The following is a 20,703-nucleotide window of genomic DNA, read 5'->3' as shown; positions in this document are numbered from 1 at the left end:
TCTACAACTACAGGCACGACACCGCGCACGGAGGGCCCCATGAGCCGTTACCCGCACCTGCTGACCCCCCTCGATCTGGGCTTCACGACCCTGCCCAACCGGGTCCTCATGGGCTCCATGCACGTCGGCCTGGAGGAGGCCGAGGGCGGCTTCGCGCGCATGGCCGCCTTCTACGCCGCCCGCGCCCGCGGGGGAGTGGGCCTGATCGTCACCGGCGGCATCGCCCCGAACGACGAGGGGCGCCCCTACGAGGGCGGCGCGAAGCTCACCACCGAGGCGGAGGCGGAGCAGCACCGGGTCATCACCGAGGCCGTGCACCGCGAGGGCGGGCGGATCGCGATGCAGATCCTGCACTTCGGCCGGTACGCCTACCACAAGGACCTCGTTGCGCCGAGCCCCGTCCAGGCGCCGATCAGCCCCTTCCCGCCCCGCGAGCTCACCGACGCCGACATCGAGCGGACGATCGGGGACTACGTCCGAGCCGCCCGCCTCGCCCGGCAGGCCGGCTACGACGGCGTCGAGATCATGGGCTCCGAGGGCTACCTCATCAACGAGTTCATCGCCCTGCAGACCAATCAGCGCGCCGACCGCTGGGGCGGCGCGTACGAGAACCGGACACGCTTCCCGCTGGAGATCGTGCGCCGGGTGCGCGAGGCGGTCGGCGAGGACTTCATCGTCATCTACCGGCTGTCCATGCTCGACCTCGTCCCGGGCGGCTCGACGCTCGACGAGGTGATCACGCTCGCCAAGGCCGTGGAGGCCGCCGGGGCGACGATCATCAACACCGGCATCGGCTGGCACGAGGCCCGCATCCCCACCATCGCGACGTCCGTGCCGCGCGGCGCGTACACCTGGGTGACCAAGCGGCTGATGGGCGAGGTGTCCGTCCCGCTCGTCACGACCAACCGCATCAACACCCCCGAACTGGCCGAGGAACTGCTCGCCGAGGGCGCCGCCGACATGGTGTCGATGGCCCGTCCGATGCTCGCCGACCCCGACTTCGTCACCAAGGCGGAGGCCGGCCGGCCCGAGGCGATCAACACCTGCATCGGCTGCAACCAGGCCTGCCTCGACCACACCTTCAGCGGCCTGATCACCTCCTGCCTGGTCAATCCCCGCGCCTGCCACGAGACCGAGCTCGTGCTCTCCCCGACCCGGCTGCGCAAGCGCGTCGCGGTCGTCGGCGCCGGCCCGGCCGGGCTGGCCTGCGCGGTCTCCGCCGCCGAGCGCGGGCACGACGTGACGCTGTTCGACGCGGCGAGCGAGATCGGCGGCCAGCTCAACGTCGCCCGCAAGGTTCCGGGCAAGCAGGAGTTCGACGAGACGCTCCGCTACTTCCGCACCCAGCTCGACTGGCACGGCGTCGACGTCCGGCTGAACACGCCCGTCACGGTCGCGGACGTCGACGGCTACGACGAGGTCGTCGTCGCCACCGGCGTCACCCCGCGCACCCCGGAGATCCCCGGCGTCGACCATCCGAGCGTGGTCGGCTACCTCGACGTCCTGCGCGACGCTGCCCCCGTCGGCGACCGGGTCGCGATCCTCGGCGCGGGCGGCATCGGCTTCGACGTCGCCGAGTTCCTCACCGACGGCGGCGACAAGGCCCACGAGGACCCGGCCACCTACTTCCGCCAGTGGGGCGTCGACATGGACTACAGCGGCCCCGGAGGCCTCGCCGCGCCCGAGCGGCCCGCCCCGCCGCGCACCGTCCACCTGCTCCAGCGCAAGACCTCCAAGGTCGGCGCCGGTCTCGGCAAGACCACCGGCTGGATCCACCGCGCCGAACTCAAGCACCGCGGCGTCACCATGGTCCCGGGCGTGCGCTACGACCGGATCGACGACGCCGGAGTGCACATCACCGTGGGCGAGGAGAGCACGGTGCTGGAGGTCGACACGGTCGTGCTCTGCACGGGACAGGAGCCGCGCCGCGCCCTGTACGAGGAGCTGCTCGCCGCCGGGTGCAGCGCGCACCTCATCGGCGGCGCCGACGTGGCCGCCGAGCTGGACGCCAAGCGCGCCATCAAGCAGGGCACCGAGCTCGCGGCCGCCCTGTAGTGCGGTGACCCGTCCCTAGGATGAGGCCATGTCACTCCCGCACGCGATCCTCACCGCCCTGCTCGAGAAGCCGTCGTCCGGGCTGGAGCTGACCCGCAGGTTCGACCGGTCGATCGGCTACTTCTGGTCGGCGACGCACCAGCAGATCTATCGCGAGCTCGGGAAACTGGAGGCCGACGGCCTCATCAGGGCCCTGCCCTCACAGCAGCCGGCCCGCGGGCAGAAGAAGAGCTACGAGGTCCTGCCCGCGGGCCGCGCCGAACTGGCCCGCTGGACCTCCGCCTCCCAGGACCCCAAGCCGCACCGCGACACCCTGCTGCTGCGGCTCAGGGCGGCGGCCGTGGTCGGCACGGCGGGCCTGGAGACCGATCTGCGACGCCATCTGGAGCTGCACGAAAGGCAGCTGGCGGAGTACGAGGAGATCGAGCGGCGCGACTTCCTGCCCGGCCGCGACGGCACCGAGGACCGGCTGCGGCATCTGGTGCTGCGGGCCGGCATCGACCTGGAGACCTTCTGGACCCAGTGGCTGCGGCGCGCCCTGGCGGACTTCGCCGAACTCCCGGACGGCGAGCCGACCTGAGCGTCCCGGCCGTCCTCGCCACGACATGACGTCGGCCCGCCCGACCGGAGCGCTTCGGAAGGGGCGGGCCGCCGTTCGCACCGGGTCAGAGCCGGTGCGGCTTGTTGCGCCGGCGCAGGTACCAGGCCGTCCCGAGCAGACCCGATGCGACCAGCGTGCCGCCCGCCACCAGCGTGACGGTGCCGTAGTCCGTCGAGGACCCGCCGACCCCGCCCATGACGCCGCCGGACGGCGAGGCCGAGGGGGTCACGGACCGCGAGGGGGAGGGGGCGGTGGACACCACGACGGACTGGGTGCCGGCGGTGGTGCCGTCCGAGCAGATGACGATCACGGTGTACGTGCCCGGGGTGACGCTCGACCAGGCGGCGGACTGGCTCGTGGACGTCCCCGACAGCGTCACCTGGCGGCCCTGGGCGAAGCTGCCCTGGCTGCTGGTGAGGAGCGAGGCGGTGCCCCAGCTGCCGTTGATCTGCGTGCACGAGCTGGTCGTGACCGACACCGTGGACCCCGTGGTGCTCACGGAGATACCCGGGCCCGCGACAGCGGCCGAGGCCAGGGCGAGGGGCAGCGCGGCGGCGACTGCCACGGTCAGGCCGGAGCGGAGAACTGGCGATGAGTTGCGCATGTGGACTGCCCTCCGGCGGCACGGTTGGCGGTACATCCCTTGCGCCGCCGAGGGTCGGGGAACGCCCGTGCTGCCTCGGGGCCAGCCAATGCGCCCCGGGCCTCCGCCGCACTCCGAGCGCCCCCGAGCAGGTGACGGGTTCCCGCACCCGGCCGAGCCGGGGGGTACGTCAGCGCCCCGCGCCCGTCGTCACCGCCCGCTCCGCCGAGAAGCCTCCCCAGGTGCCGTCCGGCAGCATCGCCCGGATGCGGACCCGGTGGGTGACACCGGGCTTCCGTCCCACGTAGAAGCTGTACGCAGCCCGGTCGCGCGGTGCACCGCCGCCGTACACCAGGGACGTGGCGGGCCGGCCGTCCAGCTGGATCTGGTACTCGGCGACCTCACCGTCCACGCGGGGCGGCACCCAGCTCAGATCGACGTGGTACGCCCCGTCCTCGCGGTGGCTCGTCGCCCGGAAGCCCGTGGGGGCCGTGGCGCGTCCGTCGTCCGTGCCCGGGGTGGTGAGGCGGACGGTGGGACTGACGGGGGAGACGTTGCCCGCCGCGTCCCGGGCCCGGACGGTGAAGGCGTAGTGCGTGCCGGGCCGCAGCCCCGTCAGCACGGTGGCCGTGTGGCCCCCGCCCACACTGTGGATCTTCGTATCTCCCTGGTGGATGTCGTACGAGACCACGCCCCGGTCGTCCGCCGAGGCGGACCAGGACAGCCGGACGGCCCGGCTTCCGGCCGCCCGGCCTTCGGGCTCCGCCGGGCGGGTCGGCGCGGAGCGGTCGTCGGCGACGGCCGCGGGTGTCCTCGCCCGCACCGGGCGGCTCGGCGGGCCGAGCCGCCCGGCGGCGTCGCGCGCCCGTACGGAGAAGGCGTACTGCGTCGAGGGCCGCAGCCTGGTGACGTCCACCATGTGCTTCGAACCCGGCACCTCGGTGACCTTCGTGGTGCCGCGAAACACCTCGTAGGCCTCCGCCCCGGCGATCACGTTCCACATGACGTGCACACTCGTCGCGCTGCCCGCCGCGGCGGTGACACCCGTGGGCGCACCGGGCACGGCACCGCCGCCCCCTTCCTCCGCTCCGGCCCAGCCGCAGGAGGCGACCAGCACGAGGGCGCCGCAGAGCGCCAGGTGGCGCAGCAAGGACGTCAGGGCTGTGGAACGGCTTCGCACGGCACTGCCTCCCGGGGGTGACGCACGTAAATGGTCCGGACCAATATGACGCTGTTGGCGCGATCACATCAAGAGGGCGTCGCCCGTGGCGCGGAAGCCGCCTCCGGGAGGGAGCGTCACCCCCCGCCGGGCGCGACCACCCGGGAGAGTTACGTATGCTGAAGTCCTCACGGCCGAACTCCTGGCGGACACCGAGGAGTTCGGGCCTGTCGCGCGGACAGCTGTCGTCGTAGATCCCGCGCCGGCGCAGGCGGCCGGGCGGCCGGAGTCTCACACGGACTCAGGCCCCCGGCCCTTGTCGGGGGTTGGGGACGTGCACCGTCTGGCCCCCCAACGGTGGCCGGGTGATCGCCCCGGGCCCAGATTGGGCTGAGTGCCCGTCAGGTCCCCCACGAGAGGCTCCCGTATCGTGCGTGTCCAGTCGCTCACCCTGGCCGCGGCCAGCGCCGCCCTGCTCGCCACGACGACACCGCCCGCCGCACAGATCCCCCCCACGGTAAGGCGCGAGAGCACCGTCAGTGCCGCCGAACTGCTCGCCAAGGTGCGGGACTGCGCTCCCATCTCGCACGGCCGCTACCGCAGCGACAACGGCGCTCCCGCGAACATCCCGGTCTGCGGCACCCGCGAAGCGGTGTTCTGGAAGGCCGACATGGACATCGACTGCGACGGCCGCCCCGGACCCCGCTGCAACAGCCGCACCGACCCGTACTTCGCCGCGAGCACGGCCTACGCCCAGTCCGACGGCCGCCCGCTGAGCGCCGAACGTCTGCCCTTCATCGTCGTCCCCGCGCCGAGCAGCCTCTGGGACTACCGGGATCACGGCATCGGCGGCGGTTCGGTGGTGGCGGTCGTCCACCGAGACCGGGTGCGGTACGCGGTCGTCGGCGACACCGGCCCGCAAGGCATCATCGGGGAGGCGTCCTACGCGACCGCCAAGGCCCTCGGTATCCGCGCCGACCCGCACGGCGGCGGTGCCCCCTCCGGCGTCACCTACATCGTCTTCAAGAACACCAAGGTGTCGCCCATCGAGGACCACGCGGAGGCCGTGACGGAGGGGGAGCGGTTGGCGAGGCGGTTCGCCCACTGGACCCGGGCCGAAGCGGAGTGAGCGGCTGACGAGGTGTCACGGCGCGGACGGGCTGCGGCCGGAGGGGCCCGGCCGCAGCCGTCGCTCACACCTTCCGGTAGGTGTACGCCTCCGTGGCGGCCGCCTCCACCGCCGCCAGGTCCGCCCCGGTTGACGCCGTGACGACCGCGGCGACGGCACCCTCCACGAAGGGCGCGTCCACCAGGCGCGTGCGCTCCGGGAGTTCGTCGCCCTCCGCGAGCAGCGCCTTCACCGTGAGCACAGCGCTGCCCAGGTCGGTCAGGACGGCGACCCCGGCGCCGCGGTCGACGGACGCGGCCGCCGCGGCGATCAGTTCCGAACTCGTACCCAGCCCGCCGCCCTCGTTGCCGCCCGCCGGAGCGACGGGCACCACCGGGCCACCGCCGGCGAGACCCTTCGCCAGCTCCGCGACCGACGCGGCCACCTCCGCGCTGTGCGACACCAGCACGATTCCCACCAGCTGCTCGTCACTCACCTGCGGCCTCCACGAGTCCGGCGATCAGCAGCGCCGACGACGTGGCGCCCGGGTCCTGGTGGCCGATGCTGCGCTCGCCCAGATAACTGGCCCTGCCCTTGCGGGCCTGCAGGGGTGTCGTCGCCACGGCGCCCTCCTCCGCGGCGGTCCGGGCCGCGGCGAACGAGTCGCCGAGCGCGTCCACCGCGGGCACCAGCGCGTCGATCATGGTCTTGTCGCCCGGGGCGGCGCCGCCCAGCGTCATGACCGCGTCCACCCCCGCCCGGAAAGCCTCGGCCAGCTGCTCCGCGCTGACCTCACCGGCATCGCCCAGAGCCTTGCCGGTACGGCGCAGCAGCGTCCCGTACAGCGGCCCCGAGGCGCCGCCGACCGTCGAGATCAGCTGGCGTCCGGCCAGTGTCAGAACCCCGCCCGGCGTGCCCGGGGCCTCCTTCTCCAGGGCGGCCACGACGGCCGTGAACCCGCGCTGGAGGTTGCTGCCGTGATCGGCGTCCCCGATGGGGGAGTCGAGGGCGGTGAGCCGTTCCGCCTCACGGTCGACGGACGCGGCGGTGGCCGTCATCCAACGGCGGAAGAAATCGGCGTCGAGCACTGGATCTCCTTGCCTGGTAGGTATGTGGTGATCCTCTACCTCCTGTGTGTCACACGCCCCAGCGCAGACCCGGGGTCTTCACCGGCGCGTCGTACAGCCGCAGCAGCTCCTCGTCGACCTGGCACAGGGTGAGCGAGGCGCCCGCCATGTCCAGGGAGGTGACGTAGTTGCCCACGAGGACGCGGGCCACGGGGACACCGCGCTGGGCGAGCACCCGGTGCACCTCGGCGTTGAAGCCGTACAGCTCCAGCAGCGGCGTCGCACCCATGCCGTTGACCAGGACCAGCACCGGATTGCGCGGCTGCAGGTCCTCCACCACCGCCTCGACGGCCGCCTCGGCGATCTCGCCGGAGGTCATCATGGCGCGCCGCTCCCGGCCCGGCTCGCCGTGGATGCCGATCCCCAACTCCAGCTCACCCGGCGGCAGATCGAAGGTCGGGCTGCCCTTGGCCGGGGTGCTGCAGGCGCTCAGCGCGATCCCGAAACTGCGGGAGCTCTCGTTCACCTGCCGGGCGATGGCCTCGACCCGCTCCAGCGGCATGCCCTCGGCGGCGGCGGCGCCCGCGATCTTCTCCACGAACAGGGTCGCGCCCGTCCCGCGCCGCCCGGCCGTGTACAGGCTGTCGGTCACCGCCACGTCGTCGTTGACCAGCACCTTCGCGACCTGGATGCCCTCGTCCTCGGCCATCTCGGCGGCCATGTCGAAGTTGAGCACGTCACCGGTGTAGTTCTTCACGATGAACAGCACGCCGGCCCCGCCGTCCACGGCGGCGGCCGCGCGCAGCATCTGGTCGGGCACGGGGGAGGTGAACACCTCGCCCGGACAGGCCGCCGACAGCATGCCGGGACCCACGAATCCACCGTGCAACGGCTCGTGCCCCGAGCCTCCGCCCGAGATCAGCCCCACCTGTCCGGCGACGGGGGCGTCCCGCCGTACGATCACCCGGTTCTCCACGTCCACGGTCAGCTCCGGGTGGGCAGCCGCCAGACCGCGCAGCGCGTCCGCGACCACGGTCTCCGGGACGTTGATCAGCATCTTCACGGGAACCTCCTAGACAACCTAGTAGATGAGCCCTTGAACTCCAGCTTCGCAGGCCACATTACGTTTGACCAGTTGTCGATCTTGGCGTCAGCCGACCGCGGTTACGAACCGTCAGGTACGGGATGGCGGCGCTTGGGCGCACCAGATCGTCTTGCCGTTGCCGGTGTGCCGGGTGCCCCATCCCTGGGTGAGCTGGGCGACCAGCAACAGGCCCCGGCCGCCCTCGTCGAAGGCGCGGGCCCGGCGCAGGTGCGGGGCGGTGTTGCTGGCGTCGGAGACCTCGCAGATCAGCGAGGAGTCGCGGATCAGTCGCAGTCTGATCGGCGGCTCGCCGTACCGGATGGCGTTGGTGACCAGCTCGCTGACGACCAGTTCGGTGACGAACGCCGCCTCCTCCAGGCCCCAGGCGTCCACCTGGTCGACGGCGAACTTCCTGGCGTGCGGCACCTGCGCGGTGTCGGGCTCGACGTCCCAGTCCGCGACGTGGTGGGGATCCAGCGCGCGCGTGCGAGCGAGCAGCAGGGCGGCGTCGTCGGTCCGGCTGTCCAGGAGCATGTCGTCCATCACCGTGTCGCACAGGTCCTCCAGTGAGGTGGTCGAGTGGTGCAGGACCCGCTGCAGTTCGGTGATCCCTTCCTCGACATCGCGCTCGTGGCTCCTCACCAGCCCGTCGGTGTAGAGGGCCAGCAGGCTGCCCTCGGGAAGTTCCAGCTCGGCGGCCTCGAACGGCAGTCCGCCGACGCCGAGCGGCGGACCCGGATGGGCGGGTACCGGGGGCCGGGTGCCGTCCGGGGCGATGATCAGCGGCAGCGGATGGCCGGCGCTCGCGAACGAGAGGCGGCGGGAGACGGGATCGTAGACGGTGTACAGACAGGTGGCGCCGGACTCGCCGGCCGGCTGGAAGTGGCCGTCGGGCCGGTGGTCGCCGGCGAGGTGCAGGACCAGATCATCCAGGTGGGTCAGCAGCTCGTCGGGCGGCAGGTCGACGTCGGCGAGAGTGCGCACCGCCGTGCGCAGCCTGCCCATGCTGGCCGAGGCGTGCAGACCGTGGCCGACGACATCGCCGACGACCAGGGCGACCCGGGCACCGGACAGCGGAATGACGTCGAACCAGTCACCGCCCACTTCCGCGCCGGTCCCGCCGGGCAGGTAGCGGGATGCCACCTCGACCGCCTCCTGGTTCGGCAGCACCTGCGGCAGCAGGCTGCGTTGCAGGGTCAGCGCGGTGGTGCGCTCGCGCGAGTACCTGCGGGCGTTGTCGATGGCGACGGCCGCCTTTGCGGCCAGCTCCTCGGCGAGGATCAGGTCGTCGGCGGTGAACGCCTCGGGCCGGTCGAGGCGGGAGAAGGACACGACCCCGAGCAGCGCGCCGCGCGCCCGGAGCGGCACGGTGATCCGCCCGGTCAGCCCGTCGTCGGCGATGGACCCGTCGATCACCGGGTTGCCCGGTGGCCAGTGGGCCGGGTCGGCGGCGAGTCCGGGCCCGAAGGCCCATTCACCGCCCTCGCCGGGCTCAGCGGTGAGCTCGACCGCGGACCTGCCGGTGGCCATGCAGCGGGCGGCGACCGAACCGGGTGCGTGGGTGACCGGTGCCATGGCCTCCGGAGCCTGGTCGGCGTCCACCTTCGTGCTGTGCTGGGCGGCACGGCTGAGCCTGATCGTCTCGCCGGGGTCGAACGCGGACACGGAAGGCGGTTCCTCACCGCGCAGCACCTCCTCGAAGAGATCCACGCTGACGCGGTCGACGAATCCCGGCACCGGGGTCCTGGCCAGTTCCTGGGCGGTGCCGATCACGTCGAGTGTCCGGCCGATGCCGCCGCTGGCCTCGTTGAGGATCAGCAGCCGTTGCCGGGCCCAGTACTCGGCGCTCATGTCGAAACCCCAGTTGGCGATCGCGCAGACCCGGCCCGCGGCATCCCGGACGGGCCAGATGCTGGTGGCCCAGGCATTGGCGTAGTCACTGCCGCGAGGACGGAAGACGGTGATGAGACGCGCGGGCTCGCCCGTCCTCGCCACTTCGGAGAGCTTGTCGGTGTAGGGCTTGTCGTCCCTTTCGGGAAACAGCGTGCGGTCGAATTCGGGAAGCACCTCGCGGTACTTCTTGCCGAGCACCTGCTCCTCGGAGTGCGCTATCACCCGGCCCGAGGAGGCGTTGATCCACAGGAAGCGCAGCTCAGGGTCGTAGACGCCCAGAGCGAAGGGACACTGCTCGAAGGCCCGGTCGGCGACCACCGGGCGGCGTCCCCAGCACTGGACGGTCACCGCGTGTCCCATCGACCGCCCGTCGGGGCCGAACAGCGGGTGAGCGGTCAGCACGGCGTCCACCGTGGAACCGTCCCGGTGCCGCAGGGCTGTGAACCCGGTGGGGTCGGGGCCGGCGCCATAGCCCTCGGGGAAGCCGCGGGGCGGGGGATCGACCAGCAGGTCGGCCACGGGGCGGCCGACGGTCTCCTGCGCGGTCCAGCCCAGCAGCAGCCGGCCCCCTTCGCTCCAGCCGCTCACCATGCCGTCCGGGTCGACCTCGACAACGGCAGTGGGCGCGTCCTGCTTGCCGGCCATCTCCACGCGGCACGCCTCCGTCCGGACAGCGGTCCCCTCAGGGCTCGTTTCCAGCGGCCGCTTCCAGCCTAGGTCCGCCGCGGCGTCACGGCGCCCCGGGACCGGAATGCCGGGGCGGTGCGGGGCGACCGAGTATCGTCGAAGCGCTTCGACGATACTCGGTCGTCAGCCGCGACGCCGCAGCCGACGGTCGGGCGCCGGGTGGGCCGAGCAGGGAAATCCAAGGCGCTCCCGAGCGCCCCGGATCAGTAGCCGTAGATCATCTTGTAAGCGACCTCCGGGAGGAACTGTCCCGCCGAGGAGCCGCTTCCCACGCCGCAGTTGCCGTCGGACTCTCCCGGCACCTTGATCCACAGGAGCATTTCGGCACTCCCACCCAGCTGGGTGGGAGTGCCGATACGGCGGCCTGAAGGGTTGCACCACTGGCCGTTGGAGCCGTTGCCGTTGCGGCTGGTGTCCACGACGAACGGCTTGGTGTAGCCGTACCGGGCGCCGAGTTCCCTGTTGACGGCGTTGCCGTACGCGGTGTTCTCGGCCGTGGTCAGGTAGTTGGAGACGTTGAGCGAGAACCCGCGGGCTTGCCGGACACCCGCTTCGTGAAGACGCTGGGCCATGGTCGCCGCGCTCGCCCAGGCCGGGTTGCCGGCGTCGAGGTAGACCCAGGTGTTGGGGGCCTGGCGGTTGAACTCGGCGAGCGCTCCGGTCAGCATGCTCTCGCGTTCGTCGATCTGGGCCTGGGTCATGCAGCCGTAGTCCCCCAGGGAGTCCGGTTCGAGGACGACGACGGCCGGGCGGCCGGCTATCCCGCCCGCGAACTGGGCGATCCAGTTCCTGTAGGCGGACGGCGAGGAGGCTCCGCCCGCGGAGTGTCCGCCGCAGTAGTCGCGGTTGTAGATGTTGTAGGCGACGAGGACGGGCAGTTTGTCCCGGGCGTCAGCGGCGCCCGTGTACGCGCCGGTGGCGGTGCCGATGGTGCCGCTCCAGGAGCCGAACCAGCGGGCCGTCGGGGTGTTGGCGATGGCGGCGTTGACCGCGGACGCCCGGCCGTCACCGGGGTTGGCGGCGACCCACCGCTTCGCGCTGGAGTCGGGGTCCACGTAGAACCCGTTGGTCATGGTCGTCGGGTCCGCCGCGTGGGCGGCCGGGGCGGCGGCGAGCGCCAGCGGCAGGGCGGAAAGCGCTGCCACCAGGGCGGGGAGGATGCGGCGCATGGCGGGTACCTCGGCTTTCTGGCAGGGGTACGTTCGAAGGTCGGCGGTGAGCGGAGGGGGGAGCGCTCCCGCCGGGAGGGCTCCCCCTCGGCACGTCGGTCAGCAGGTCGGGTTGGTCTGGGTCAGGAGGCCGAGCCGCCACGGGAGAAGGTTGTAGTCGCCACCCGCGTTGGGGTTCATGCCCTGGTAGAGGTACTGGAGCCGGCAGGCCGGAATGGTCAGTGTCTGGTCGTAGCCGGCCCGGATCATCTCGCCGTGACTGATGTCCCGCGTCCAGGCGCCCGAGGGGAAGGAGACGTTGTTGGCCCGTGCGAACGGGTTGCTCTCGGACGCGGCCAGCTGTGTCCAGGAACCGGCCAGGCTGCCCGAGGTCCACGAGCGGAAGTAGCGCCGGCCGTCCGATCCGATGGCCTCGACGAGCAGCAGGTACTGGTTACTGCCCTGCACCTTGTACACGTTGCTCGCCTCGAACATCGCGTACTTCGAGTCCCGGGCCGCGATGACGGTGTTGGTGAAGCCGTTCGGGAACTGGCCGACGGTCGTCTGCGAGCGGTACAGATGCCCGTTGTCGTCGGAGGAGAACAGGTAGCAGTTGCCGCTGTCGCAGATCACCCACATGTCGACCCAGTGACCGTTGCCGATGTTCTGCCGGATGATGTCCGGCATCGACGCGTAGAAGTGGCGCGGCGCGCTCCAGCCGTTCGGGTTGCTGATGTCGGGGTTGGTGGAGTACGAGGCGTTGCCCGTCTGGTACACGAGGTACCACAGGCGTTGCGGCGCGTAGTAGAAGACCTGCGGCGCGGCCCGGTACCCCTTCCCGATGGCGCTGCGGTCCAGGTAGTGGTGCGTGGCGGAACCGGCCTGGGACCAGTCGCTGAAGTTCAGGTACACCAGGTTGTAGCCGGACGAGCCCGCGGTGCTCGCGAACACGTGGTACTTGCCGTTGTACTGGACGACCGTCGGGTCCTTGATCCCGGCGATGTTGTGGGTCGCGTCCGGCTTCGGCGCGATCAGCGGGCCACTGGAGCTCCACGAGTAACGGTTGGGCAGAGCAGCGGTGTTGGTGGCTCCGCGTGAGTCGGCGGACGTGGTGCGGGTGGCGGCCGGTGTGCCGCTGGTGAGGGCCGGTGTGCGGCTGGTGACGGTGGACGTGGCGCGGGTGGCGGCCGGCGTGCCGCCCATCGCCGTCAGCGTCGCGCTGTACGCCGGCTTCTTGTTGCCGTTGCGGTCGAACAGCAGCGGGTTCTCGCCACTGCGCCAGGAGTCGCTGTCTCGGATGCCCCAGACGGTGATCCCGGTGCAGCGCGCGACGTTCATGCAGGCCCTGACCGTGTTCGCGTAGGCAGTCGGCGGCGCCTGCGCGATGTCCAGCTCCGTGATCTGGACGTCCACCCCGAGGGCGGCGAAGCTCGACAGCGTCGTCTGGAAGCTGCCGGGCGGGCCGCCGGCGCCGAAGTGGGCCTGGAGGCCGACGCAGTCGATGGGCACCCCGCGCGACTTGAAGTCACGCACCATGCGGTAGACGCCCTGGGTCTTGGCGTCGCTCCAGTTCTCGATGTTGTAGTCGTTGTAGCAGAGCTTGGCCGCCGGGTCGGCCGATCGGGCCGTGCGGAACGCCTGCTCGATGAAGCCGGTGCCCAGCACGTCCCGGAAGACCGAGCTGCGCATCTGGCCGCTGCCGCCGTCCGCGAAGGCCTCGTTGACCACGTCCCAGGAGTGGATCCGGCCCTTGTAGCGGTTCATGACGGTGGTGATGTGGTTGTTCATCACGCCGCGCAGCGTGTTCGCGTCCCTGATGGAGCCGACCCAGCCCGGCAGTTGGGAATGCCAGACCAGGGTGTGGCCGCGCAGGCGCTGACCGCGGGCCTGGGCGCGGTTGGCGATCTGGTCCGCGCGGCTGAAGGTGAACGAGCCCCGGGTCGGCTCGGTCGCGTCCCACTTCATCTCGTTCTCGGCCGTGACCGAGTTGAACTCACGGTCCAGGATGCCGGTGTACGTGCCGTCGCCCAGCCGTCCGGCCGACACGGCGGTTCCGAAGTACCGTCCGGACTGGGCGGCCTGGGCGCCCAGGGTGGAGGCCTGCACGGCGTCGGGCGCGCCGGTCGCCGTCCCGGGTGTTACCAGGACGGTCGCGGCCAGCAGGCCGAGGACCGAAGCCCGGCGACAGCCGAGCCGTTTCAGCAGGTTCATGGGTCTCCTCGTGAGGGTCGTGGGGGGTTGCGTGGGGCGATCGGCGGGCCGGGCGCGGCGTGAAGAAGAGTCGCCCGCAGGACGGCACTTGATGGAGTCATGACATATCCATGCGTGGCGTTCGCGCCTTGCCGCGTACGAGAGGAGCGCTGCATCAGGTTCGAGATGTCGAACGTGCATCGATTTGTCGAGCATTCTGGATGATAGAAGGGCCGTGGGTCTCGTCAATCCTTCTCGCAGGATTCGATTTCCACATCGAAACATTCGCAACCAACGGGCCATATCGCGGCAGGTCAGGCGCCTGCTCGACAGGGACGGCCGTAGTGTCGACATGGTCGAGCCTGTGACGGTCATCCTTGGCGTTATGAGTTTCCGAATGGCATGCGAAATTTCGAACCCCTGTAGGGCGTCGCTGATGCCGAGACGATCAGTCGGACGACTGCTCCGTGACGCACACCTATAGACATCCGATCTATTTCACAGCGACGATGTTCGCGCCGCCGACAGATGTCGATGTGGCGTCACTTTCCTGCGAAAGAGCCGATGAATAGGTCGGGAGATCTCACCGTGAGCGATGGAACCCAGCCGCAGCGACGCAGCGTTCTCAAGTTCGGCGGTGGCCTCGCCTTCGCGCCTCTGCTCGCTCAACTCACCGGCGGATCACCCGCACCGCAGGCCGTCGCCGCAGGGGGCCCCGACTCGGCGGCCGTCCCGTGGCCCACTCTGTCGCGCGAGGCGCTGACCTACTCGGTGCCCGCCGCGGACTGGCAGTCACAGGCCCTGCCCATCGGCAACGGCCGGCTCGGGGCCATGCTCTTCGCCGATCCCCACGAAGAGCGCATCCAGTTCAACGAACAGAGCCTCTGGGGCGGTGTCAACAACTACGACAACGCCCTGGCGGGCAAGCCGGACAGCGACTTCGACACCGGCATGACGGGCTTCGGCTCGTACCGGAACTTCGGCGACCTCGTCGTCACCTTCGCTCCCCGTGCGACTCCGAAGGTCACGGCTCCCGGAGGACCGGGCAGCAGCAGCTCGTCGGAGGGCGTCGACAAGACGTACGACGGTGACGCGAACACCAAGTGGTGTATCGAGGGGCCGGGTTCCGAGGTGCGGTGGCAGGTCGAGCTCCCCGCCCCGGCCACGGTGGCGAGCTACCGGCTGACGAGCGCCAACGACGTACCGCAGCGCGACCCGCAGGAGTGGACGTTCTCCGGTTCCACCGACGGCACCGCCTGGACCACGCTCGACAGGCGCACGCTGGACGCCCCCTTCGAAAAGCGTTTCCAGACACGGGAGTTCACCTGCGCCGACACCGCGGCCTACCGCTTCTACCGGTTCGACTTCGTCCCGAAGGCAGGCGTCAGTCACTTCCAGGTGAGCGAGATCGGTCTGGCCGGAGTCGACCTCGGCGCGGGCGGCACGATGTACCTGTCGTCGCCGAGCGGGCACTCCGAGGGGTCCGGGGCCGGGTCCCGGCCCACGGACATATCGCGTTCGGTGGACCGCGATCCGGCCACGGTCTGGCGGGTCGGCGCGGCCGCACCGGCGGTCGTCTGGCAGGCGGACCTGCCCCGCGCGGTCGCCGTCACGTCCTACTCACTGACCTCGGCCCCGGACCGTCCGAAGGACGACCCCGCGCGGTGGCGGTTCGAGGCGTCGCAGGACGGGCGCACCTGGACGACCCTCGACACGCAGAACCCCTCCACACCCTTCGCCGGCCGCGGTGAGACCCGGACCTTCCGGTTCGCCAACAGCACGGCCTACCGCGCCTACCGCCTCACCCTGACCCCCCGCGCCTCCTCCACCGGTCTGCAGATCGCGGAGATCGCGCTGGAAGGCAAGGGCTTCGACACGCGCACCCAGCGCGCGGTCGTCGACTACCGGCGCTCCCTCGACTTCGTGAACGGCGTCCACGTCACCCGCTTCGGAGCGCCGGGACGACGCGTCCTGCGTGAGGCGTTCGCCGGCCGGTCCGCGGACGTCATGGTCTTCCGGTACACATCGGAGCGCGCCCGGGAACTCTCCGGGGCGATCTCGCTGACGTCCGGACAGGACGAGGCCCCGACCACCGTCGACGCGGCCGCCGGGCGCATCGGCTTCAGCGGCGTCATGGGCAACGGCCTCCAGCACGCGTGCACCGTCCAGGCCGTGCACACCGACGGCGACCTCCGCTCCGACGGTGCGACGCTCCGGTTCAGCGGCTGCACGACGCTGACCCTCTTCCTCGACGCCCGCACCGACTACAAGCTCGACGCCGCCGCCGGATGGCGCGGAGCCGACCCGGCGCCGGTCGTCGCCAGGACGCTCCGCAGGGCAGCCGCCCGGTCCTACGGCGCGCTGCGCGACGAGCACACCGCCGAGACGCGTGCCCTGATGAACCGTGTCGCGGTCGACTGGGGCACCTCCGGCGCCGACGTCCTGGCCCTGCCGACCGCCGCCCGGCTGGAGCGCTACGCGGCGGGCGGGGAGGACCCGACGCTGGAGCAGACGATGTTCCACTACGGCCGGTACCTGCTGATCGGTTCCTCCCGCCCGAACGGCCTGCCCGCCAATCTCCAGGGCCTCTGGAACGACAGCAACCAGCCCGCGTGGGCCTCCGATTACCACACCAACATCAATGTCCAGATGAACTACTGGGGCGCCGAGACGACGAACCTGCCGGAGTGTCACGAGGCACTCGTGCGGTTCGTCGAGCAGGTGGCGGTGCCCAGCCGCGTCGCGACCCGTAACGCCTTCGGTGAGGACACACGCGGCTGGACGGCCCGCACCAGCCAGAGCGTCTTCGGCGGCAACGCCTGGGAGTGGAACACGGTCGCGAGTGCCTGGTACGCCCAACACCTTTACGAGCACTGGGCGTTCACCCAGGACCTGGACTACCTCCGTACCGTCGCCCATCCGATGATCAAGGAGATCTGCGAGTTCTGGGAGGACCACCTCAAGGAGCGCGCGGACGGGCTCCTGGTCGCACCCGACGGCTGGTCCCCCGAGCACGGACCGCGCGAGGACGGCGTCATGTACGACCAGCAGATCATCTGGGACCTGTTCCAGAACTACCTCGACTGCGAGTCGGTGCTCAAGGCGGACCCCGCCTACCGGGCCAGGATCGCGGACCTGCAGGCGCGTCTCGCACCCAACAAGATCGGCAAATGGGGCCAGTTGCAGGAGTGGCAGGAGGACATCGACAGCCCCACCGACATCCACCGCCACACCTCGCACCTGTTCGCGGTCTACCCGGGCCGCCAGATCACCCCGAGGACACCGGACTTCGCGGCCGCCGCCCTCGTCTCGCTGAAGGCGCGGTGCGGCGAGAAGGAAGGTGTCCCGTTCACGGCCGGGACGGTGTCGGGGGACAGCCGCCGCTCGTGGACCTGGCCCTGGCGGGCGGCCCTCTTCGCCCGCTTGGGCGACGGGCACCGCGCCGGGATCATGCTGCGCGGACTGCTGACGTACAACACGCTGCCCAACCTGTTCTGCAACCACCCGCCCTTCCAGATGGACGGCAACTTCGGCATCTCGGGCGCCGTGGCGGAGATGCTCCTGCAGAGCCACGACGGCGTCATCCACCTGCTGCCCGCCCTGCCGGACGACTGGAAGGCCGAGGGTTCCTTCACCGGCCTGCGCGCCCGTGGCGGTTACGAGGTCGGCTGCACCTGGCGGAACGGGAAGGTCACGTCGTTCGGCATCACGGCCGACCGGGCCCGGAACCGCAGCAAGGTCACCGTGCGGGTGAACGGCACCGACAGGAAGGTGAAGCCTGCCAGGCCCTGACCGGGTCGTCGGCGTGTGCGGGGAGGTGCTTGCCGAAGCGGGCGGCCCGGGGTCCGCCGGGTCAGCCGCGTCGTACGAGCACGCTCAGGGAGTTGGCCAGCACGATGGCCCCGATGCCCGCCCACTCGGCCCAGCCCAGCTGCTGGCCGAGGCCCAGCAGACCCACCACGGCGGCCAGAACGGGGTTGACGCTCATGAAGAGCCCGAAGGCCTGGGCCGGTACGGTGCGCAGCGTGAACAGGTCCGCGAGGTACGGCACGGCGGAGGACAGGACACCCGCGGCGACGGCGCAGCCGACGGCCTGCGCGGTCGGCGGCTGCCGGAGAACGAGCAGGACTCCGGCCGGCAGGAACATCACAGCCGACAGCCCCGCCGCCGCGGCGGAACCCTGGGCGCCCGGGATGCGCCGTCCGACGGTGCGGTTGAGCAGGATGTACGACGCCCAGCACACCGCGGCCAGCAGCCCCAGCCCCATTCCCACGTAGTCGGCGGACGGCTGAGGCCGCATCAGGACGACGACCCCCGCCGCCGCTGCCACCGCACAGCACGCGTCCACCCGGCGCCGCGCGGCGGCCAGCGCGATGCCGAGCGGGCCGAGGAACTCCAGCGTCACCGCGAGGCCCAGCCCGATGCGGTCGATGGCGCTGTACAGGGACAGGTTCATCGTCCCGAACACGACGGCGAGCGACAGTACGGGCCACCACTGCCGCCAGGTGAAGGACCGCAGCCGGGGCGGGCTCACCGTCCACAGCACGACGGCGGCCACGTACTGGCGGACCGCGACGACGCCGGCCGGCCCGATGACGGGGAAGGCGAGGGAGCCGATCGCGGCGCCGGTCTGGTTCGACAGCCCGCTGCCCACCATCGTGGCCACACCGGCGAGACGACGCCGGCCGTGCCCCGGGTCCGGGAGTGCGCCCGGGTGGACGGGCTCTGCGGGACGGTCGGCAGGGGCGGCGGGAACGGAGGCGGCGCGCATGCCCTGATCGTGGGCCCGGGGTGACTCTTGCGCACAATGCGTTCTCGGTTCGATCTATACGCTGACCTCATGGATGTGGAGCTCCGTCACCTGCGCTGTCTCGTCGCGATCGTCGACGAGGGCACCTTCACGGATGCCGCCCTCGCCCTCGGCCTCTCCCAGGCAGCGGTCTCCCGGACCCTCGCCTCGCTCGAACGGGCCCTGGGCGTACGGCTGTTGCGCCGTACGTCCCGGGCGGTCACCCCGACCACGACCGGGCTGCGGGTGGTGGCCCGGGCCCGGCGGGTGCTCGGTGAGGCGGACGAGTTGGTCAGGGAGGCCACCTCGGGCCACTCCGTCCTGCGCATCGGCTACGCCTGGTCGGCGCTCGGCCGCCACACCTCGGCCTTCCAGCGCCGCTGGGCACAGGGCCGCCCCGCGACGGAACTGCACCTCGTCCGGGTCAACTCGGCCACGGCCGGACTGGCCGAGGGCGCGTGCGACCTGGCCGTGGTGCGCAGACCTGTGGAGGACCGGCGGCTCGACTCGGCCATCGTGGGACTGGAGCGGCGCATGGTCGCCCTGGCCGCGGACGATCCCCTGGCCGGACGCCGCTCGGTACGGCTGGCCGACCTGAGCGGCCGCACCCTGCTGATCGACCGTCGGACCGGCACCACCACCCCCGACCTGTGGCCGCCCGACTCCCGCCCGGCGACCGAGGAGACGCACGACGTCGACGACTGGCTCACGGTCATCGCCACCGGCCGCTGCGTCGGCATGACCGCGGAGTCCACCGCCCACCAGTACCGGCGCCCCGGCATCGTCTACCGACCCGTACGCGACGCCGAACCCATCGCCGTGCGCCTCGCCTGGTGGCACGACGAGCCCCACCCCGCCACCCAGCCGGCGATCGAACTCCTCACCGCCCTCTACCGCAACGACTGACGCCGCCCGGGCGCGCCGGGGCGGCGGCCGGCCGGATCGGCTTGCTGCGTCAGGCCCGTGGGGAGCCTGCCGCGATGAGAGGGTCGGCTTCATGTCCACTTCAATGCTCGCCCGCCCGGTCCGTCTGGCGGCCGTGGCCCTCGCCGCCGTCGCGACCCTCACCGCCTGCGGCGGCCTGCACGCCCCGGACACCACGCCGGGGGCGGCCTCCCGGCCGTCCGGCGCCACCTCGCCCAGTGCCTCCCGGCCGTCCGGCGCACCCTCTCCCAGTGCCAGTGCCAGTGCCAGTGCCAGTGCCTCGGGAGCCTCGCCGTACGTGGAGCCGGGCGCCGGTGACGGGGCGCCGCACCACAACGAGAACAACGCCTACCGCCGGGCCGGCGAGATGGCTCCCGCCCACGCCGCGGACGCCGAACGGGAGGCCGCCCGTATCAGGCCGGTGCTCAAGCGGCTGTGGGAGCAGCGGAAGTGGAACCCGGCGACCGTCCGGACCGCCCTGCTCCGGCTCGGCTACGAGGAGGAGCGGGTGGCGAAGGACGGCAGGCGTCTCGGCGGCACGCTCACCGTCACGGGGCTGCCCTCGCGCTGGGAGGGCGACGGCCCTGTCACGCCCGAGGGGACGCGTGTCGCCCTGCGCGTGCACGACGACGCCTGCGTCACGGCCTTCCTGCAGAAGTCGAACTTCGCGGTGTCGACCAACGGCCCGTACCCCGAGACCGGCTGCTTCCAGCCGCCGTACGGCCACTGAGAACGCCATGCGCCCGCCCGGCCCTGCGGTGAACGGCCGCTGATCCGGACCGTCAGCGGATGAGCACACCGGCCGCCGCGCCCACCCCGGCGGCACAGGCCAGGACCGCGCAGGCACCGGCCGCGTGACGCCGCAGCAGGGCCCTCCGCAGCTCGGCGTAGCGGCTCTCGTACTCCTGGCGCAGCTCCGCTGCTCGTCGTACGGTGCCGAGCATCAGCTGCCGGGTGACATCGAGGCGACGGCCGACGTAGTGGGCGGTGAGTTCCTCGGCCTGGGCCGTGGTCAGCCACGGCATCCGCGCGCAGAGATCCTCGGCCTCGTGCTGTGCCTCGTCACGGTGGGAGTGGGCGAGAAGGTAGCCCTCGGTCTCGTCGGCCAATACGCTGCTCGGCTCACCGGCCGGTGTCCCGCGCCTGACGCGTCTCACCGCCGGTCGCCCTTGTGCCCCTCGGCGTCGAGCCAGTGCTGCACCAGGAACTTCACGCCCGTCGGCACGGCGATCAGGAAGAACCCGAACGACGTGATCAGACAGAGGTGCCCGATGTTCTTGCGATCGGTGGTCGTCAGGCAGGAGACGACCACCTTCCCTCGGCCGCGGCGCTCCACCGTCAATACGGGCGCAACCGGTTCAGTGAGTGTCGCCATCAGTTCCTCGATCGGCAGCAACGGAGCACGGACGCCTTCC

General features: G+C 71.5%; 17 protein-coding genes. 6 read left to right on the top strand and 11 right to left on the bottom strand.

From position 1 onward, the window contains the following. The first annotated feature begins 39 nt into the window (after positions 1-39). Complete coding sequence (locus RFN52_RS02930) at positions 40-2,055, top strand: NADPH-dependent 2,4-dienoyl-CoA reductase (protein ID WP_191848359.1); 2,016 nt, start codon at positions 40-42, stop codon at positions 2,053-2,055. A gap of 28 nt (positions 2,056-2,083) precedes the next feature. Then, positions 2,084-2,635, top strand: a complete 552-nt coding sequence (locus RFN52_RS02925; protein ID WP_191848360.1) for a PadR family transcriptional regulator — start codon at positions 2,084-2,086, stop codon at positions 2,633-2,635. An 85-nt stretch (positions 2,636-2,720) separates the two neighbouring features. Here the strand turns inward: RFN52_RS02925 and RFN52_RS02920 are convergent, their stop codons facing one another. After that, on the bottom strand, positions 2,721-3,260 hold the full coding sequence (locus tag RFN52_RS02920; RefSeq protein ID WP_191848361.1) for a hypothetical protein: 540 nt from the start codon (positions 3,258-3,260) through the stop codon (positions 2,721-2,723). A gap of 169 nt (positions 3,261-3,429) precedes the next feature. Continuing rightward, positions 3,430-4,419, bottom strand: coding sequence for a fibronectin type III domain-containing protein (locus tag RFN52_RS02915; RefSeq protein WP_229857053.1), 990 nt, complete (start codon positions 4,417-4,419; stop codon positions 3,430-3,432). A gap of 409 nt (positions 4,420-4,828) precedes the next feature. On the opposite strand from RFN52_RS02915, the gene RFN52_RS02910 reads away from it, so the two are divergent. Beyond that, complete coding sequence (locus RFN52_RS02910; protein ID WP_191848362.1) at positions 4,829-5,527, top strand: glycoside hydrolase family 75 protein; 699 nt, start codon at positions 4,829-4,831, stop codon at positions 5,525-5,527. Between the two features lie 64 nt (positions 5,528-5,591). Here the strand turns inward: RFN52_RS02910 and RFN52_RS02905 are convergent, their stop codons facing one another. The 6 genes from RFN52_RS02905 to RFN52_RS02880 form a co-directional block, all read right to left on the bottom strand. After that, on the bottom strand, positions 5,592-6,002 hold the full coding sequence (locus RFN52_RS02905) for a PTS-dependent dihydroxyacetone kinase phosphotransferase subunit DhaM (protein ID WP_191848363.1): 411 nt from the start codon (positions 6,000-6,002) through the stop codon (positions 5,592-5,594). Next, positions 5,995-6,594 (bottom strand): dihydroxyacetone kinase subunit DhaL, encoded by a 600-nt coding sequence (gene dhaL / locus RFN52_RS02900; RefSeq protein WP_191848364.1) that lies wholly within the window; start codon positions 6,592-6,594, stop codon positions 5,995-5,997. The genes RFN52_RS02905 and dhaL overlap by 8 nt, the downstream gene beginning before the upstream one ends. Positions 6,595-6,643: 49 nt before the next feature. Continuing rightward, on the bottom strand, positions 6,644-7,636 hold the full coding sequence (gene dhaK, locus RFN52_RS02895) for a dihydroxyacetone kinase subunit DhaK (RefSeq protein ID WP_191848365.1): 993 nt from the start codon (positions 7,634-7,636) through the stop codon (positions 6,644-6,646). 111 nt (positions 7,637-7,747) lie between these two features. Beyond that, positions 7,748-10,195, bottom strand: coding sequence for a SpoIIE family protein phosphatase (locus RFN52_RS02890; protein WP_184854696.1), 2,448 nt, complete (start codon positions 10,193-10,195; stop codon positions 7,748-7,750). Between the two features lie 245 nt (positions 10,196-10,440). Next, positions 10,441-11,406: a glycoside hydrolase family 6 protein gene (locus RFN52_RS02885; RefSeq protein ID WP_184854242.1), complete on the bottom strand. Its 966-nt coding sequence runs from the start codon at positions 11,404-11,406 to the stop codon at positions 10,441-10,443. Positions 11,407-11,505: 99 nt separating this feature from the next. After that, complete coding sequence (locus RFN52_RS02880) at positions 11,506-13,596, bottom strand: glycoside hydrolase (protein ID WP_184854243.1); 2,091 nt, start codon at positions 13,594-13,596, stop codon at positions 11,506-11,508. Positions 13,597-14,163: 567 nt separating this feature from the next. Between RFN52_RS02880 and RFN52_RS02875 the strand changes: the two genes are divergently transcribed. Further along, on the top strand, positions 14,164-17,367 hold the full coding sequence (locus tag RFN52_RS02875) for a glycosyl hydrolase family 95 catalytic domain-containing protein (RefSeq protein WP_184854244.1): 3,204 nt from the start codon (positions 14,164-14,166) through the stop codon (positions 17,365-17,367). Between the two features lie 61 nt (positions 17,368-17,428). Here the strand turns inward: RFN52_RS02875 and RFN52_RS02870 are convergent, their stop codons facing one another. Then, a complete protein-coding gene (locus tag RFN52_RS02870) occupies positions 17,429-18,346 on the bottom strand; it encodes an EamA family transporter (protein WP_184854245.1) in 918 nt (305 codons plus the stop codon). A gap of 69 nt (positions 18,347-18,415) precedes the next feature. Between RFN52_RS02870 and RFN52_RS02865 the strand changes: the two genes are divergently transcribed. Beyond that, positions 18,416-19,270 (top strand): LysR family transcriptional regulator, encoded by an 855-nt coding sequence (locus tag RFN52_RS02865; protein ID WP_184854246.1) that lies wholly within the window; start codon positions 18,416-18,418, stop codon positions 19,268-19,270. Between the two features lie 91 nt (positions 19,271-19,361). Next, positions 19,362-20,018, top strand: coding sequence for a hypothetical protein (locus RFN52_RS02860; protein ID WP_184854247.1), 657 nt, complete (start codon positions 19,362-19,364; stop codon positions 20,016-20,018). Between the two features lie 52 nt (positions 20,019-20,070). Here the strand turns inward: RFN52_RS02860 and RFN52_RS02855 are convergent, their stop codons facing one another. Both RFN52_RS02855 and RFN52_RS02850 read right to left on the bottom strand, forming a co-directional pair. Then, entirely contained in the window at positions 20,071-20,445 is a 375-nt protein-coding gene (locus RFN52_RS02855) for a hypothetical protein (RefSeq protein ID WP_229857054.1), read from the bottom strand. Beyond that, complete coding sequence (locus tag RFN52_RS02850; protein ID WP_184854747.1) at positions 20,442-20,684, bottom strand: hypothetical protein; 243 nt, start codon at positions 20,682-20,684, stop codon at positions 20,442-20,444. The genes RFN52_RS02855 and RFN52_RS02850 overlap by 4 nt, the downstream gene beginning before the upstream one ends. Between the last annotated feature and the right edge of the window lie 19 nt (positions 20,685-20,703).

Origin of the sequence: Streptomyces collinus (assembly GCF_031348265.1) — a bacterium.
Classification (GTDB): domain Bacteria; phylum Actinomycetota; class Actinomycetes; order Streptomycetales; family Streptomycetaceae; genus Streptomyces; species Streptomyces collinus.
This window is presented reverse-complemented; position numbering and strand designations above follow the sequence as displayed.